General features: G+C 63.1%; 12 protein-coding genes. All 12 read right to left on the bottom strand.

All coding sequences use genetic code 11. The features are described from left to right. Positions 1-67: 67 nt before the first annotated feature. The 12 genes from KTR9_RS26420 to KTR9_RS00265 all read right to left on the bottom strand — a co-directional run bounded on the left by KTR9_RS26420 (position 68) and on the right by KTR9_RS00265 (position 18,082). A complete protein-coding gene (locus KTR9_RS26420; protein ID WP_014924696.1) occupies positions 68-1,039 on the bottom strand; it encodes a hypothetical protein in 972 nt (323 codons plus the stop codon). A 139-nt stretch (positions 1,040-1,178) separates the two neighbouring features. Next, positions 1,179-1,781, bottom strand: coding sequence for a hypothetical protein (locus KTR9_RS00315; RefSeq protein ID WP_014924695.1), 603 nt, complete (start codon positions 1,779-1,781; stop codon positions 1,179-1,181). A gap of 156 nt (positions 1,782-1,937) precedes the next feature. After that, positions 1,938-3,134 (bottom strand): hypothetical protein, encoded by a 1,197-nt coding sequence (locus KTR9_RS00310; protein ID WP_148281118.1) that lies wholly within the window; start codon positions 3,132-3,134, stop codon positions 1,938-1,940. A gap of 366 nt (positions 3,135-3,500) precedes the next feature. Next, positions 3,501-6,134 carry a relaxase MobL gene (mobL, locus tag KTR9_RS00305; RefSeq protein WP_014924693.1) on the bottom strand — a complete coding sequence of 878 codons (2,634 nt, stop codon included), beginning with the start codon at positions 6,132-6,134 and terminating at the stop codon, positions 3,501-3,503. Positions 6,135-6,205: 71 nt separating this feature from the next. Next, positions 6,206-7,468, bottom strand: a complete 1,263-nt coding sequence (locus tag KTR9_RS00300; RefSeq protein ID WP_014924692.1) for a hypothetical protein — start codon at positions 7,466-7,468, stop codon at positions 6,206-6,208. Positions 7,469-7,559: 91 nt separating this feature from the next. After that, positions 7,560-8,201: a hypothetical protein gene (locus tag KTR9_RS00295; protein ID WP_044505512.1), complete on the bottom strand. Its 642-nt coding sequence runs from the start codon at positions 8,199-8,201 to the stop codon at positions 7,560-7,562. 189 nt (positions 8,202-8,390) lie between these two features. Then, positions 8,391-9,113: a hypothetical protein gene (locus tag KTR9_RS00290; protein ID WP_014924690.1), complete on the bottom strand. Its 723-nt coding sequence runs from the start codon at positions 9,111-9,113 to the stop codon at positions 8,391-8,393. A 3-nt stretch (positions 9,114-9,116) separates the two neighbouring features. Then, positions 9,117-10,100, bottom strand: coding sequence for a hypothetical protein (locus KTR9_RS00285; protein ID WP_148281117.1), 984 nt, complete (start codon positions 10,098-10,100; stop codon positions 9,117-9,119). 211 nt (positions 10,101-10,311) lie between these two features. After that, the gene (locus KTR9_RS00280) at positions 10,312-11,691 is read right to left on the bottom strand and encodes a phage tail tip lysozyme (RefSeq protein ID WP_148281116.1); all 1,380 of its coding nucleotides are present in this window, start codon (positions 11,689-11,691) and stop codon (positions 10,312-10,314) included. A gap of 328 nt (positions 11,692-12,019) precedes the next feature. After that, positions 12,020-13,405 carry a hypothetical protein gene (locus KTR9_RS00275; RefSeq protein WP_148281115.1) on the bottom strand — a complete coding sequence of 462 codons (1,386 nt, stop codon included), beginning with the start codon at positions 13,403-13,405 and terminating at the stop codon, positions 12,020-12,022. A 174-nt stretch (positions 13,406-13,579) separates the two neighbouring features. Beyond that, positions 13,580-14,011, bottom strand: coding sequence for a hypothetical protein (locus KTR9_RS00270; RefSeq protein ID WP_049942545.1), 432 nt, complete (start codon positions 14,009-14,011; stop codon positions 13,580-13,582). Positions 14,012-14,263: 252 nt separating this feature from the next. Continuing rightward, a complete protein-coding gene (locus tag KTR9_RS00265) occupies positions 14,264-18,082 on the bottom strand; it encodes a hypothetical protein (RefSeq protein WP_148281114.1) in 3,819 nt (1,272 codons plus the stop codon). Positions 18,083-18,099: the final 17 nt, after the last annotated feature.

The raw sequence follows: 18,099 nt of genomic DNA, 5'->3' as shown, positions 1-18,099 counted from the left end.
TGTCTGAGGTGACCTGTACGGTCATAGCTTTCTGTTGTGCGCCACCGCGGCGCTATGCGGCTCTGCATCAGCCCAGTTGCGGGCCCGAATCCTTCTCCGGTGACCTGTCGTTGCCGATCATGCCGCTCAGCTTCTCGATCGGGTTGCCTTCTTTCAGCATTCCGGACAGGCCTCCGGCTTCGTCGAGAGCGCCGAGCGCGGTTCCGGCTCCTGCCCCACCCAGGCCGAGCAACCCGGCGGCTTTGCCGTCACCCAGACCGATGTAGCCCAGGCTGCTGACCACACCACCGCCAGCCAGGGCGTCAGCCAGTTTGCTGCTACCCCGCTCCTCAAGCTTGTCGTGGGCGAGGTTGCTCACCGCACCCGCGCCGAATGCGGTGGTGAAACTCGCACCCAGCCCGGGACCGCCTTCCTTGAGCGTTGATGCCAGCATGCCGGCGATGCCGCCGTTGAGCCCCGCCTTCAGGCCACCACCCTCTTCTTGGATAGCGTCGTACCCCATTTTGGTGAACGCTCCTGAACCAGCCCCTGCGAGTACGCCTTTGGCGAGATCGCCGAAACTGGCTCCATCTTCGCCCTGCTCCTGGGCCTCCTTGTTCTTGAGCGCGAAACCGGCCAACCCGCCGGCGCCCGCGGCCAACAACACCTGGCCCGCCGACCCGAGAAACCCGCCTCTGTCCTCGGTGGCTGCGCCTTCAGGCGTCGACGTTGCCGGCGCGAGCTGATTCGTACCCGGCGGAGCAGCGGTCACGATCGGACCCCCGTCCGCCCCCGGTATATTCCCGGGTTGGGGCTGCATCCCGACGGGCGACATCATCTGTCCTCCCGGCGCAACCTGTTGATACGGGTTCTGTTGCCCCATCGGAGGCATCGGCGGAAACCCTTGCGGTACCTGGGTTGGTGCGACGTTCTGCTGGTCTTTGTCGTCGTCACCGCCGCCGAAGAACTTGCCCAGTACCTTGCTCGCCCCGAAACTGGCCGCGCCGGCGGCCAACCCTTTGCCGATCAGCGGAAGTGCCGCTGCAGCTGCTGGTCCCATATCGTCATACCTCACTTTCCTTCTGCTCAAGAGATGTCATGGTCGCCCCACCTGTCCCGAATCAGCACAGGCGCGGTGGGTACCCCTCGCCCTCACCGCGCCTGTGCCGAACCGGTTCTCGGTGGCAAGTGGCCATCGATCAGAAATTCGGGACCGCGTCCTTCTCGACCTCGGCGACGGCCTCGGCCTCGGGCGCCTTGCTCGCATCGTCCTTGGCCTTCTTCTCGGCCTGGAGGCTCGCGATGTCGTTCTGGACCCCGGTGTACTGAGCCTCGCGGATGTTCTCCGGTAGCGCGATGTCGGAGATCGATACCGCACTCTTGTGATTCACCCGAAGATAGGACTGACCCTCACCTGTCTTGCTCGGTAGCACGTCAGCCTGCAGAACGATGAGCTTGCCCACCTGCTGGCCGGTCTTGTGGTTCGAGATGGTCTCGATGTTGGGTCCTGCTGCAGCGAGGAAGCTTGCGAGCTCGTCCTCGTTGTAGGCCACTCCTCGATCGAATGTGTTCTCCCGGGTGATCGATTTGGTGTTGCGCAGGCTCGGGTTGAACTGCGGCGGCTGGTTCTCGTTGACCTTCTTGCCGTTCGCATCGACGAAACGTGCGATCTCGAAGTCGACGAACTGGCCACCCTTCGTGCGCGTGCCGTCGTCCTTCTCCTTGCCCTCGAACGTGGCGTTGTCGTAGAGCTTGCCGACCAAGACCACGTTCTTGGTCGATCCGCCGCGTAGATATGCCATCCTTCACATCCCTCAATCTGGAGACTCTCCACCCGGGCAGGGGTGCCGGGGCAAGTCCTCTCGGTTTAGACTGCTCTACATTAATAGCATAGAAATATAAATTTCGTGCCTGAGCTGCGAGAACTAAACTTCTGAGGAAACTCAGAGACTTACTGATCACAGAGATGGTCCTGGCGACTTCCCGTCGGTGCGGAGCTGCTGGGACTGCGCAGTGGCCACGATGTCGCTCACGCGGATCGCGGTGCTTGCTGCTTTGGCGAACTTCAGCGAACTGCCCCCTTTGCCCGCCAATCCGACTTCGACCGCGGTCAACATCGACTTCTTCAACATTGCCTGCACCGCAGGGTCTTTCAGTTTCTTCTTGGTCGCATTGACTACCGTCGGGCCATGTTCGCGCACCAGCGCGGCGGTCCGCGAATGAATCGCCGCCAGCGCTTTACGTTCGGCCTGCGCTGATTCGCCGGCCGAAGTTTGAGCGGTGGAGCGCCTGTCGCCTCCGGCGCCCGGCCCATGGGAGTATCCAGCGCTGTCCGCTGGCCACCGCTGGCCGCGTGTCGGCGCCGTACCTCCGAGGAATGCTGAGCTAGCAACGGGCGACCGCTCTGGGTTTGCGGTGGCAAACCGCGTCCCGCTCGTGCGTACCTGGAGCTGGCCGCCGACCTGGGTGACTGAGAGTGATCCGATACTCGGATCGCTGTGTGTCGCATCGGATGCGCCGAGCGCATCGAACACCACCGATCCGGGCAGGCCCGGCATCCCGTAGTCGGCCTCAACGAGGTACACCGCACCTACGGTTGACCCGTTGGCGTCAGTGATCCGGGCGTGCTGGTCGCCGGCCGCACGTCGCAGCAGCTCGAGGTCGGCGGGTCGAAACGCGACTCCTTGGTGTGGTGCGATCGGCTCTATCGTGCCTGCACGCATCGCCACGTCCGCGGGTTGCGCGCGCAACCGGGCGGCGTTCGGATCGCCATTGCCGAAGTCGACGGTGATCAGCAGCGGCCCTCGATGAGGAAGCTGTGTCCGGTCGGCGTTGATGTAGTCGACCTGTTCCTGGCTCGTGAGACTGGTGACCAGCTGCCCGGCCTCGTTGAACGGGTGCATCGTCCCATCGGGCGTGACCTTCGTCAGGTGAATCCTCTGCCGGCACGCCTCTGGATCGAGCATCACGCCGTCGAAGCGATGCAACAAACCGGTATGTGGGATCGTCTGCGGGTCGGTGGAGGGGTGTGGCACCGCAGTATTCCAGTCGATGTGCAGCGTGTCGGTGTCGATCTCGGCGTCGAACAGGAGGACTTCACCGAGTTCGTACTCGTAGCTCGCGTCGTGAATCGGGCTCGCGGAGTTTCCGGACACCGTGCGTCCCCAAGTAAGCTCGCCCTCTCGCGCTCTTGTGAGGAATCCTCTGGCGCCTCGATCCTGAGGTACGAGACTGTGCCCGGGTGTGCGCTGCAACGCTCGCACACGGCGGTTGACGCTCTCCCTGTCGTCGAGCTCGCCGGGCTGGGGCCGCCAGGACCTCAGCAACTCCTGGGCCTTGTATCCGTTCGCGATGGCCGGATCGTAGGGATACACCTCGACGTCGACACCGGCACCTTCATCGCTGCCGTGGACAACCGCAACAACCGTCTGTTTGACTCGCGCCATACCCGTCTCCTCGTCATCGAATTGCCCACCCTGCCGGCGACCGGTCGGCCGCGGCACCTGACCGCTGTCGCCGGGCTACATGCCCGGTGATGTGTCCTTGCTGGTGTCGGCTCGGTACTGCCTGACCGCCACCTCCATCGACGCATTGATCGCACCGCCCAGGCCCGTATCGATGCGTGTCGTCGCGCCTTTGCGCTTGGGCCGTCGCCCTTGAGCCTGTTGCGCCAGCACCGCCTCCAGACCGTCGCTGGCAGGCGCGATGGGCAGCGACGCGTGGTCGGTCCCCGGACCCGCCGGGGGCGTCTCACTCGTTGTGACCGCGTCGAGTTCAGCGCGGATACGTTCTCGCAGTTTGCGGGCCTTGTCCGCCGCGGCGGCGAGCAGAGACGGCAATCGGCCGGTTGATCGGATTGTGGCCGCATGTTCACGCATTGCGGCGATGTCGGAGATCGCCATTCCGAGCTCGGATGCGACCTCTTCGTGCTGGCCGGATGCGATCATCCACTCCTCGGCGGCTTCGACAGCTTCAGCGCGTGAGCGCGCGATCGCTGTGAATCGCGCCGCCGTGCGAGGACCCACCTTCTGGTCACTGTTCCAGTCGAGGCCGAGCTCGTGCATGTCGACACCTTTGACCAGTTCAAACGCGTGTTCTGGTTGGGCGGAGACCACCACCTGAGCGCCCGGCTCGTGGATGTCGAGTACGGGTCCGTGCTCGAGGCCGCCCGGTAGCAGCCTCTGTCCCGTCGACGTCGGTGTGCCGGGTTCCACCGTGTCGACCCGCACCGCGGATCCACTTCTGCGCCAGGACTCCACCAGGTCGTCGACCATGTTCGAATATCTGCGCGTCATCATCTCCAATCGGGCGTCGATGACTGCACGGCCGGCTTTACCCTCAGACCCGGTCCGTGCCAGTCGTCCTCCGCCGCCCTGGCCATAGAGTTCTTGCCCGAGCCGTTCGGCAGCATCCGGGTCCTTCATCTTCGGAATCGATTTGTCGGCGCGCAGCGCCCGGAGTCCAGTCAGTTTGCGTCCGTACACCTCGACCGACCGCCACTGCTCTGACCACTCCGACAGCCGAGCCCCGCCCAGGTCGAGATAGTGCTGATACTTACTCACGCAACGTCCGTGGTAGTCCGCCTCGGTGAGGTAGAACGTGCGCATCGTCTCTGATCCGGGCGCGGTACGTCCGAGCAGTGCGGCGTCCTCCCAGGACCGCACTTTCAGTAGCATCTGCTCACGCAAGGTCTGGTGGCGGTTGAGTCTTTCTGTGTAGGAGCGAAGTCGGAGCGCGAAGTGCCCTGCGCTCATTTCCACGCGGCGGCCCGCCGCGGTGGCCTGCAGCTGTTCTTCCGAGATCTGCTCGACGAGCTGACCGAGATCCTCGCTCATCGACAGCATCAGCGGCGTCTGTACCGTCAGCTCGTCATCGGCGACTGCAGAGAGCACGGAGTACACGCCGTTCATTGCTTGAGCGACGACACGTTCGCGTCCCTCAGTGATCAAACGGTTGTATTCCTGTTGACTCAGGCCTTCTTTCGCGCGTCGATGCGCTGCGTACTCGTGCACTTGGGCTACGGCATCTGGCATCGGTGAACCCGGCTGGCTGAGGTGGTCCTCGACGAGCTCACGAACGAGCCGGTTGGCCTTTGCCATGTCCTTGCTGTTGCTCGAGGCACGCCACAGGGCACGATCTTCGGGCAAGCAGGCGAGGATGAATTGCGCTCTGGCACTGACGCTGAGGGATTCGTAGGCCCAACGGCGCACGAACGCACTGACACTTCGCCGTTGGTAACCGACCGCGCTGGAGAGATGTTCGATCTGGCGGTGTCGGTCGAGCGACGAGTGCAGGCCGCTGCGCAGCAAACCCATCTCCCGCGCCGTCAGCTTTCCCTTCTGGCTGCCGTCGACGGCGCGGCGGCCATGGCCGGCGTCAACCATTGCCAGGTGCACGTGCACGTGTGCGGTGTCGACCTGGATTACCCCGACATAGCGCAGGTCATCGAAATCGCCGACCCTGCACATGCGCCTGAGGCCTTCCATGACGGCGAGCCGCAGTTTGAGCTGATCGAGTTGCCCTCGGTACGCGCCTCGGCGCGCTGCTCCGGTGCTTGGATCGATGTCCATCTCCGCCGGAACCAGGCCCTGTTCGCGAAGGTAGTCGTGGTCGAAGCTGAGCACGGTCTTCATGACCGTATGGCCGTTGGAGAACAATTCCTGGATCTGCGCGGCATCGCTGTGCAGTCGTTCATGGCTCAGCGACACTCCGCTGTGACCGAAAGCGACGCCGCTGTCACCTTGGGCCGCAGCGAACTCTGATTTCAGCTCCGCCGGGCCGACCTGATCACGTCCAGTCCCACCCACGGCCGCGCGCATCTTCTCTATCGCGCGGCGCGCGGTGCGCTGAATGCGCCGGCCGGCGAGAGTGGGTGCGTCATATCCCGACGAACGTTCTGCGCCTGCGATACTGGCTTCACCGGTGCGGTGATCGGCGAGCATGGATTCGACGGCATCGGCCCGGGCCATGTACTTCGTGACGAAGCTGTCGAGATCAGTTCGCTGCACTGGCGCGATTGGCTCCGTCGCGAGTTCCCGAGCCATGTATCGCGTCACGTACGCGCCCGGACTACCTCCACGGGTCCCACCGGTCTTCTGAGCGTCGGTCTTGACCGTGTACTCGTTGACCACGACGATCGACTGCTTGAGTGTCACCGCCCCTGTCCTTTGCTGCTGAGATGCACGACGCGGTCGCACTCATGTCGCCCGCATCCTCGCCAACGCATTCAGCCACCCAGCTGGGGGCCGTTGTCGTTGGTGGGCGCCGCGTTGCCTTCTGGTAGGTCGCGCGCGGTGTTGAGCTGCTGGTTCTGTCGAGCTCGCCGCGCCGACGCCTCTCGGGCCTGCCGGGCCTTGCGTGCTCTGACAGCTGGGTCCTCATCGACCTGTTTGCCGAAGGAGAACCCTTCCTCCTCGTGCTCGGCGATCAGGGAGGCGACGATGGGATCCGAATCGGAGAGCGTCAGGGTCGGCAGCGATGTGTCATCGTCCTCGATGTCAACGGCGGCCGCCTCGTTGTCACCGAGAGAGAACCCGCTCAGATCGAGGTCGTCGAGGTCCATGTTGTCGAGTTGTGCTGCGGCCTTGCTGAGTGCGTCGGTTGTGGGAGGTAGGCTCGCCGACGTCGACGCTTGCGTACGCCCGGTTTCGATGTGGAGTTCACCGAGTCCCGGCGACATCAGATTGGCTCGCGCCCGGTCCGCGCGCGTCTGCGCTCCGCGCATATCCTCGCGCAGTCCGCGCAGTTCCGTGGGAGCACTCAGTTCCACGTCTAACAGCGTCGAAAGCCGCTCGACCAGATTCTTCCCACCTCTGCCGGTGATGGACGCTAGATCGATCTCCTCGCCCCGATTACCGAACGAGAAGTCTGACAGCTCTGTGTGGTTCGCCGGGTCGGCGGGTTCAGCGCTCAGCGCCTCGTACCCGGTGATTTTGCCTGCCTCGATCAGCGCCGCACGGTAGTCGGGAAAGTGTGCGGCCAGTTCGTAACGCGAGGTGTCCAGTCGCATGTCGAAGAAGTGCATCGGCGAGAGATCCGCGATCACCAGAGGCGGTGCGCCCTCTTGGTTCGGCGGAAGGATGCGCAGGTCTATCTGAGTGTCGACCTCAAACGGTCGGCCGATCAGATCCTCGGACGGTCCGAAGCCCTCCAGGTACAACCCTTTCTGCAGCAGCGTGCCGAGTTGTTCGACATTGAACGGGTAGTCCCCGACGACTCGAATCGACTCTTCAGCGGGGAGGGTGATCTGACCGATCCCGTACGGCATCTCCTGCGGGCGTTCCGGAATCAGTCGCTCCAGCTGGCCCATCAGGCGGAACTGCGGAATGTGCTGAGGACCAACGAAATCGAATGTGGTCGATTCCAAGGTGAACACTGCGAGCATGGGCACCTGATCCATGCTGATCATCCCGACCGGGCGGGACGAGATCAGCTGCCGCGCCAGCGGCGTTGCGGCCGAGAACCCTGCGAGTTTGATGGGCTTGTCCATACGGGGTGCTCCTTGTCGCGACTGTGGTCGGCAGTGTCAGGAATGGGCTCATGGTCTCTACCGCGATGGCGCGGTGGAGTGGCCGGCACTACTACTTTGCTGCGGCCGGGGTACGGCGTGCCCCTTTGCTCTGCGCCTTCTTCGCGCCGGGTTCCCTGCGTTCGGCCGCGGCTTTGTGACTCTGCGTGCTGATCGCTTGCGCCCTCCGTTCGCGTCGATCAGCCAGGATGCTGGTGCCATATCCGGCGAACAGGCCCAGGGCCAACCGGCGGGTCCAGTCCCATCCCCACAGCGCGAGCCGCCGAAGCGCCATACAGGTCAGGCCGGCGAGCACCAGCACGAAGAACACCACGGGGATGACCCAGGTGAACAGGAAGCGATCGGTGGTGCTCGCGGCCAGTTCGACCGGGACTCCCAGCTCGTCGAGCACTGATGCCGGGAGCCTGGTGATCATGTTGACTCCGAGTGTGCGCAGCAGTGTCGTCACCAGAACGACCGCTACCGGCCACGCAACGACCATCAGGCACGCGAACAGAATGAATCCGCCGACGTGGCCGAGCCGGTTGTGGGCTCGTACTGTCCACGCGGGGACGCCGATCTTCACGAGCTCGCGGCCGGTGTCGCCCAACTGCTCGGTTCGCGCAGCGGAGTTCGTCGCCATACTCTCGCGGATCTCGCGCAATGCAATTCTCGCTTCGCTCCCGCTGTGCTGCAGCTTGTCTTTCGCGACCATCGTCCACCCCGTCTGCTCGTCCGTATGCATCGACAATCGCGCTGCGATGGCTATTCAATCGCGCCAATAGACACTGCCGATTATTTTCTGAATAAATCCTACCATCGTGAACGCCGCAGGTGAACATGCTCGTCACCTGCGGCGTTCGTCTCTCCGGGCCTATTTACGAATATCCGGGGACACTATCTTCTACCCCGAACGCTCTACCCCACCTGGGATCGTGTACGCGTCCAAATTCCCCGGTTTCTCATCGATCATGTCGTAGCTCAGTGAGACGTACGCGGTCGAGCTCGCAGCGCCGGAGCCGGAGGCGACACGCATCTCGACGACGGAGAAGTAGCTGTACACGTCTCCGGCAACGCCCGTCACTGAGCTGTTCAGCGAGACGAACTCACTTGTCATGTCCTTGTCGAAGGCGGTGTAGGTCTTCCCCGAGGGAGCAGTTCGCTGCATGCCCTCCTTCTCGCCGGGCATGAACACGCGCATAAATTGGCTGTCCTCTGCGAAACCGTAGGTCTTCATGATCTCGTCGCGATGATCGAGATACTCGCTGAGCCCATTCCAAGTCAGCGCTGTTCTCATCAAGGCAGTGATGGCCTTGTCGTCACTTTCTTTGTGGTCGAGGTCCATGCCGCCGGTGGCCTCTTCGACGGCCTCACCGCGCGCGCTATGGACCTGGTCCTCGTTCATCGTCAGTTCGCCCTTGAGGGACAGGATCTCAGATCTCTGGCTCGCCAAGTCGGCGTCTCGATCTGATGAAATTCCACCCAGGACCAGGTACGTCATCACGAACACCACGGCCGTCACGATGACCAGCAGGTTCCGCATCAAGAACTTGCGCAGACGTTCTTGCCGCGAATCCGAGGTATCGGCGTGGAAGCTGCCGGTGCCGGCGCCTTTCGGTGTACTCATCGCTCAGTTCGCTCCATCCAAACCCGGATCGGCCATGTCGGGATCCTGCTCACCGGTGGTCGTAGGGGCCGTCGGCTCCCCTGTGCCGGTGGGGGTCTCCTCGGTTCGCTCGGTGTCACGCCGCGGTGTCGCCGGAGGGGTCGTTTCGCTCGGAGTCGTCGTCGGCGACCGACGCAGTGCACCGTCGATCAGTTCCTTCTCGTCGGGCGCGACAATCAGAGATTCCTCCGTGCTGCCCTCCGGCGGGCTGGTCGTTGCACCCACCCGCTTGTGTCCCTCGGTCGTGAGGCCTCGCTTCAGATCGAAGAACTCCCCCCGCTGCGGGTCGTACTTGCCGAGCACCCACGCCAGTAGCATCCCGTCGTCAGCTCCGCCGACGAACCGGGCCTCCCACAAGGTCGTGATATTCCCTGCGCTGTCAACGGATTTGGTCGGGATTGCCTGCCATTCCCACGTATCGGCCTGCATGCGGATCCATGCTGCCTGCCCGCGCTCGTTCTTCCCGGGCTCGTACGGTTGATACCACTGCCCGTGTGGCAGGAAGGCCCCTCCGTTCAACGAACCCGTCGTGAAGTACTTCTTCGCCTCGTCGACCAGACTCCCGTACTTCTCGAAGACCGTACTGCGATCTTTGACCTCGAAATCGAGTTGGGCCATCTCGTTCTGGATCGACACAAGGTCATCAGCCTTGGTTGCCGCCGAACTGAACGCCGGGCGCAGGTCTTCTGCGTCAGGGATGTTCTTCGCGCCGACCGCGGCCTCGGCCAATGCCTTCTCGAGTTCTTTGATCTCCGAGAGGTTGGACCGGACAGTGTTCTCGTGGCCCGAGCTCGTCCCAGTGAAGTAGACGATCATGCCCAGTGTGGCGACCGCGAAGATGACCACGACGGCATAGCGGATCAACGAGGCCGCGGGCGCTCGACGTCGCGCGTTGTCTACGCGACTACGCTGCGACGCCTCTTTGGCCTTGCGCATCCTCTCGGCCATGCCGGCCTCGTGACGCACTGGTGCAGTTTCTTCCGGCTCGGGTCCCGGAGTCTGGGGCGGTGAATCCTCGCCCATGAAGAACATCCCTTCGTCGAAACGTGTCTGAGAGTTATTCGATCAGATTTTCAGTGCTATTGTTTGCGCTGGTAAGAGCACATAATCGGGGACTACAAAATAGTATCACGGAATACTATTTCGACCCTCCGGGCTGCTACGGGCCGGGTGTTGTTGTCCCCGCGTCCTCGTCACCTTTGCCGGGCTTCATTGCTGCTGGCGCCTTGACCGAGGTGAACTCGGAGTCCTTCTCCTTGTTCTTGATTCGGTACGCCACAAAGCTTCTACCGTCATCGCTAATCGCGCCGAAACTATCGAGGGCAGGCGATCTGTCGTTGAGCGAGGCGTGGCCGATGACGGCGTTGGGTTCATGGTCGGACTCATTCGGCCAGACCTTCTTCACTGCCTCTTCTCCGACATACATCTCGATGTGGTTCGGTGCGATCAGGACATCACCGGGTTTGAGGTTGGCCTCGTTCATTGCCGATCCGACCTTCTCCCACTTGTCCCGGCCTTCTCCGTTGACGTACTGCTCCTGGGCGCTGACCGGTCCAGCCGGGAACGAATCGTCTGTTCCACTCCACCGAACCGCGGACCCTACGCCGCGGTCACAGCTCGCGTAGTAGGGGTCGCCTGGGTACACCTGGTCGTGGACATACATGTACAGGTCGGTTCCGTCATTGCCGCGACTCTGGTCGAGGAATGGCCAGGCGAAAGAGACCATCGCTTCCGCGGCTGAACTGTTGCCCCCGCCGAGACTCCCGCCGGTGCCCAACCCCGGGCACTTCAGCAATTCTGCGACCAGCGCCTTGTTGCTTGCAGTGCGCTTTGTCTCGCCGGCGAGTGCGAGTACCGATGAACCAAGGGAGCTCTCGACCGACCAGCTCGCCATCTTCACGTACCAGAGTTCTGCTTGCTTGCGTCGGGTGACGTCGTTGGGTCCACCGGGCGCTTGTTCTGCAGGGTTCTCCCACTCGTCGAGGTAGTAGAAAGCGGCGTCCCCGGGGTCGTCAGCCCCCGGATTCTTGCCGGCGATCATGTCCTGGAAGATCGGAGCGCCAGAGTCGTCGCTCATCGCGAAGGCCAGCTGAATTTCGATGTCGTACCAGTCGCGGTCCTTGTCCTTGGCGTAGTCGAGCAACTGCTGAGCCCTGGAGCCGGTCCACTGCCCCAGACCCAGGCCGGTCGAGTTGTGACCGAAACCGCCAGCCTCGATCTTGCTCTGCTTCTTCGGGCCGACCTTGTACGGCTCGTCGAAGATGTTCTGGATCGAAGTCGGGTCGATGCCGGACTCCGTCTGGAAATTGCCGAGGACGCCCGCGATGTTCTGGTCGTTCATTCCGGCATAGCTCAGCACCGAATACACCTTCTTGGCCTGCTCTTCCATGCTGGCGTCCACGGTGCTTGCATCGCCGCTCCCGGCGCGAGTCTGCGGTTCTTCGGTGAGTTCCTGACAGATCTCGGTCATCGCTTCGCGACGTTGAGTCTTCTGGTCGATGACTTGTCCGCCAAGTGACAGCAACAACGTCAGGATCAATCCACTGCCACCCAAGGCGAGACCCGTACCCGCTCCCACCGACAGTGCGCCGCCGGTGAGTCCCGAGACCTTCGCTCCGGCTTGGACTCCGAGAACAACGAGCTTGCGGAATCCCGCGCCCACCCACCTGGAGCCGCCGCGCGCGGCATTCATGGCCAACCCCGCGGCCATGAATCCGGCGTTCCCTGTCAGCACGCTGGCTTTGCTCAGCGCGCTCTCGGCGACTTTCGAGCCGTTATCTCCGTCCGGGGGCGGCGACTCATTCCGTTGGGGCCGAACCGGTCCCATTCCACTGTCACTCATCGGCCGACCCGCATCCGCGTGTCAGTCATGATCGGAAGCTCGCCGCTGTCGGTCCTGAGGCTTTCGTCGACTCCGAGACCACCTGATCCAGAGTTTGTTCCATGACCAACAGTTCGAGGAGGTCGACAGTCTGGTACGCCCTCTTGAGGGCGAAGTACTCGTCGTATGCGGTCATCGCATTGTTGCGAAGTTCGATAAGTGGCTTGGCCCGGGTGTCTCCGGGGCGCACATCGTTGATCGTGTCGCCATTGCTCAACGGCCATCGGAGGTCGCGCGAACTCATCGACGGAATCGGCTGCTCAGACAGATGCGCCAAGTAGTCCCCGATTGACGGCTCTCCCGTACCCAGCGTCTCGAAGTATCCGTCGGCAACCGATCGTTGCCGCCAGTCGAAGTCGGTACCTCCGGACATCGGGCCGGATGAGTGAAGGGTGTAGGTGTTCACCAGGTATCCGTCGGGGAACGTGGTGTCAAGCAGTGCGGCTCGCTCGGTCTTGTTGGCGACACCCTCGATCGCACTGGAGGGCTTCTCCATCAGTTCTGTGCGCAGCTCGACGGAGTCCATGCCGGTGATCGAGTCGCCATCGATTGCCGACGGAAGCGCTGGCGGCAGCAGCCGAACACTGGGATCGTTCCCGACTCGGACACTGGTCTGCGCCATCTGCGAGGTGTAGTTCGAGATCCTCGTCAGCTGGGTCTTCATGTCAGCCAACCGACTGTCGAGCACCTTGCGTTTCGCCTGCTCGGTTCGCCAGGTCACGGTGCCGGCGAAGATGTCTTCAGGCTCGGGAAGGCGGTCGGAATCCAGCGCGGGCAGGTGCTCTGCACCGCGGGCAGCGGGATTCACAACCACCCTCCACTGATCGTTCTCGATGAAACTGCGATCCATGCCTGTCGCGACAGGTCGGTTGCGCGGTGTCATGAGTTCCTTGCGCGCCCGCACAGTCAGATTGATCAGCTGGGGTGCGAAACCGTCGGGCGCTTCCAGGATGATCCCCAGGTATCCGGTGTTGCCAAACGAATACACCGCCCCGGCCAGCGGCGTGTCGAGCGTGGTCGGACCGCCCCCGGGGCCGCCGTCAATCCCGGTGCCGTACACGTAATAGTCCGCGGCGTCAGAACTCATCTGCGAAGGGATCTCAAACTTCATCAGAACCAGGGCGCGATCACGGTCCCGGTTGACGTAAACGGGGTTCACCGTCCCCTCGACACCGGTCCTCGATGTGACGAATGTGCTGTTGTACAAAGCGGTTTCGCTCAGCACAGTGTTCCCTGCGCTCAAGGCTCCCCACACTGTCATGCCCACCACCAACAGCCCTGACAACGACAGTGCGGCCATCACCACCCCGAACCGTTCGATGGTGTAGTGCGGACCTAGCTTGAATCGGTCCGAGACGCGCTTGCGCCACACTCGAACGCGCTCAAGCCAGGACAGGTCCTCCTGCGACGACGATCGCTCTGTCGCTGTGACCATTACTCACCTCTTCGATGTCTTGACAGGCCCATCTCTGTGCTGCGAGAGAAGAAAAACCCCGCCCTGAACCCAATATGGGCAAGTGCGGGGTTGCCTTCTGTGGTCGCCGAACTACAGCCGGGCGATGGCTCCGTCCCCGATTTCGATGACCAGGGGGTCGCTGGCGCCGGTGGATGCCGGCATGGCGTTGCTGCCGCCGGTGTCACCGAAGTTGTCGACGGTGTCCTTGCCGCCTTCGGCCAGATCGCTGATCATCGAGTACCCACCGAACAGCAGAACTCCCCCCAGGAGGACCAGACCGGCGACCTTGCCCCAGCTTTCGCGCGACTGCTCGTTGGTCAGCTTCTGGAAGATCTTCCATGCTGCGAACAGCAGGCAGACCACGCCGACCACCCCGAGGAACGCCCCGCCGGCCTTCTCTGCGTAATCCTGGCCGTTCGTGAAGAACTCGACGAGGTCCCAACCGCCGCCGCTGCCGTCCTCTTCGGCGGCAACGATCGATCCCGCAGTGTCGGCCGAGGCCGCAATCTGATTCCAGCTCATCAGCCTTTTCTCCTTGATCCATCGGCTCCGCCGATAGCTTCGTGTGTGGGCACTTCGTGACGTCCCGGTCGGGTGCGCGCGGAAGACTTAAACCGCCCCGATAGTAACTCACCAAGAATATACATCACGCTTCATGCCGAGGTAGGGGCAACATACGAGCCCTTCGCAATAACTTGCCAAGAATATGTTTCTCGCGTCCACTTCGCGCTCGCGTCGTGACGCAGGCGGCGAGGTGTGCCCCGGCCCGGGACGTCAGTTGTCTCGAGGTGGCCGTGGTATCGGCGCACCATCTCCACGCTCTCCGGTGCTCGGATTCTGCACCCGCGAGCCTTGGCCGTCCGACCGCTGATTCACCGCGGCCGCCGAAAGAGCCGCGGTCGACATCGCCGCCGTCCCGGCACCGCCGCTGCGGCGCTGGGGAGCCTGTCCGCCCATCGAACCGCTGGCGCCGCCGCCACCCTGGTTACCGCCTGCCGATCCAGCGCCTCTCCCGGAAGGGCCCATCGCCTCGGGCGGGCGCCGGCGCTGTGGGCCTGCGAGCCGCTGGGAGATCATCGATGAGGCAGTCAGCGCTGCGGTGTGCCCCAGGACCGAACTGTCGTCGCTGCCTCCTCCGTTCGCGATGACATCGGAGCGCAGCGGACCTCCCACTTGGCGGTTCGGCCCGGCGTGCTCGACTGGCGCTGCGGGCTGAGGCCCCATTGGTGTCGCCGATGGGCTGGGCGTCCCTGCCGGCGCGCCACTGGAGAAGTCGCTGAGTCCGCGACTGAGAACACCGGCGGCCACCTGACGATCCCCCGCGAGCCGGGAGGCTGCTGCTGCAGCTGGCTGGCTCGTCAGCTCGTTACCGTTGGCGTCTATGAGAACCTCGCCGTTGTCTCCGAGCATTCGCCCCTGACCGTCGAATCCGGCCACATCCTCCGACGCCAGCGGGGATCCGTCCTCGCCCAGGATGGGCGCTCCCGTCCCGTCGTGGACGTTGCCGGTGGCGGCGTCGACCGGCATCATGTCGGCGGCTGTGAGCGGCTGTCCTCCCGCGGACCCGTCTGCGGTGACGGGATTGCCTCCGTTATCGAGAAGCGTTCCGTCTTTGCTCACGCTCATCGACCCGTCACCGGCGCCGGGTACTCCGGGGTTGCCTGCGCCACCACCGTCGCGGCCGGTTCCGTCAGAATCGCCGCCTATATCTCCGCCGTCGCCACCGAGGCCGCCGCCGACGAGCATCGAGGTTCCGGCCATACCCACGCCGCGAGAAATGCCCTGTCGCAACGCCCCGGGTTGACCCGGATCCATACCGCCAGATGCCTGTGTATCCATGAACTTGTTGACCAGACGCGTCACCGCCTGATCGACACCATCGAGCAAGGACCTGCGGATCTTCAGGGCCATCATCGTGAACATGATCAGACCCGCGGAGCTGATCGCCGTGATGATCAGCACCACTGTGTGCAGGTTGTTCTCACCCGCCAAGCTCAGGACGCCGGCGGTTCCTGTTGCTGCCGCGACTCGGGTTCCTTCCGATACCCCGTCTGCCAACCGATCGGCCAGTGGGCGCTCAAGGATCGTTGGGACGACCACGATTAGCTCCTGGACTACCTTGTAGATGAAGATCGTGCCCAGAATCTCGAGAAACATTGCCGCGGTGTAGATCACGCACTTGGCGATACCGGCAACGAAGCCGAGGGTGGCGAACGGGACCGCTCCGATCAGCTGGATGCCCCGCTTGAACGAAGAGATCATCATCATCATGGCGTAGGCCAGACCGATGATCACGAATGAGAACAGCATGGTCATCGCCGAGAACCAGTACATGAACTGAGCGGGACCGGTGCCGATCGCAGTGACGCTCGCGTGGGCCTCCCTGGCCCACGAGCTCGTCGTCTGGCCAGGGGTGTAGACGTTCATGCTGGTCGGTCCGAACGAGGTGTTCAGGTAGTTGTACATGGCCAGCGGGGACATGTTGCACGCCGTACGGGCGTCGGTGTCCGCCTTGCCATCCCACCGGTGATTGACCACCGTGGAGTTCAGGCACGACTCGCTGCTTTGTCCCATGCCGAAGGTCATGATCGAGTACTCGGTGCTCGGGTCCCGCGTCGCTGTGAAGCTGGCCCCATCGGCCACGTCGATCAGGGGGTTCTTCAGCTCCTTGACTTCCGCGCCGGTCATTGCCGACAGACTCTCCGGCGAGGCCAGATCCTGGAACCACGAGGCGATCGTTTCGCGGGTCTCCTGTTCCATCGGAGAACCCTTGTACTTCTCCATCTCCTTGATCAGCCCGGCCTTGACGCTCGACTCGAAACCGCCGGCACTGACTGTGTCACCGTTGCGGTACTTGTTGAGCAGCTCCATCGTGGAGGTGAAGATCTTGCTGTCGCTGTTCTCCTCCGCCGCCGAATTGCCTGTCTGCTGGCCCGAGGCATTCTCGCCGCTCACCGATGAAGCCCAGGTGGTGTCGTTACCGTCTGCTGTGCCCTTGCTGATGGTGGTGTCGCTGAAGCTGGACCACACGGGTCGGTTGCCGGAGTTGATGTTGAGCGCCAGTTTTCGCGCTACCGCCGCGGTAGCGCCGTTGGGCGCATCGTCATCCTCGTTCCACCAGAACTCGCCGTTGCTCTTCTCCCCCGTCGGTGGTTGGAGGCGCGGGCCGTTGACCCAGGCTTCGAAATCGACGTACGTGCTGAGCACAACCTTGGTGGCTTGGGCATTCGCCGTGTCTCCGGAGGCGCCGTGCATGGCTTCCAGGCCTGCGGTGTAGCTGGTGCCGAGCAGCGGTAGTCCCACAACGAGGAACGCGATGCGAATGATCAGGGCTTTCATCTTGTTGCCCGTGTCGAACTTTCGCAGCAGCAGCATGCCGGCGACGGTCATCGCGAGGAACATCGGGATGGTCACCATCCACCCGAGCTTGACCATGGCGTCGTAGACAGTCCCGAAGAACTCACGCAGCCCGTCGAACGCTCCCGGTGGCTCCTCGGCGTTGCCTTCCATTCCCGCGGTGAAGGTTTCGTTGGTGTTGTCGCTGACCGCGTCGACCATGAAGCGGAAGGGGTTAGTCCACTGCAGTACCGAGAGAACCGAGTCGAATGCGACGTCGACGAATCCTGCGCCCGCGTATCCGCCCATCATCAGCAGGCCTGAGAGGCCTCGTCCCGCTGCGGCACCACCGTCGGCGGCCATGACCGTATCGAAACCCATCCCGGAGAGCATGGCGCCGTAGAGCAGATACCCTTCGACGCCGGTATCCACGGACCCGGCGGATTCTGCCTGGGGTACTGCTGTCAGGTTCTCGCCGGAGTTCCTGGTGTCGCGGTTGAATGCGGAGTAGTTCACGCTCGACACGTTCGCCGCGTCGGCTGCACTGAAGAGCCAGTCGGTACTTTCCTGCTTGCTCCGGTCCGGGCTGCCGACGAACGATCCTGCGCTACCTGGTTTCCCCAGAATCGGTCCCCACGCTTCCAGGCCGGCTTTCGTCTCAGTGGCGTCTGCTCCTTCAGCCTCAGCCTCGGGCGTGTTCTCTTCGGACTCGTTGGAGCCCAACGGTGACAGCGCATTGACGTAGAAACTGGTCAGTGACGAGCTGAGCCGAGCCAAGGACAGGTTTGCAACCGCCTCCTCGTCGCTGGGAGCTTCCTCGTCGTCCTCCGATGCGGGATCTTCCTCACCGAATCCCTTGCCGGCCATGCAGTCCAGGAAGTCGGCCTCGTCGAGTTTCGCGGGGTCTGGCTCAGATTTCTTGTCTGAGTCCATGCAGGTTTCAACCGCTTCCCACAGCTTCTCGTCGTCAATCGAGCAGTCGCTACCGACGATCGGTTCATCGAGTCCGGGATCGGCGGTGTCGGTTGACTCCGGGTCTTCCGTTTCGCTGTCGGTCGTTGCGTCCGGACACAGCTTGTCGATGTTCTTCTCGGTTAGTTCGGTGTATCCGCGACCGTACTTCGCGCTGGCATCGGCAGGGATCGCTCCGGCTGCTCCTGCCGATGCCGCGATCACCGCGGCGGCCGCCAACAGAATGAGCAATCCCGCCACTACTGCGGCCAACGACCTGCGGCCCACGAACTGCGCTGTCATCATCACCCCCACTGAAACCC

The sequence above is a fragment of the Gordonia sp. KTR9 genome, assembly GCF_000143885.2.
Classification (GTDB): domain Bacteria; phylum Actinomycetota; class Actinomycetes; order Mycobacteriales; family Mycobacteriaceae; genus Gordonia.
The sequence above is the reverse complement of the archived record's forward strand: the minus strand, read 5'-3'. Positions and strand labels throughout refer to the sequence as shown.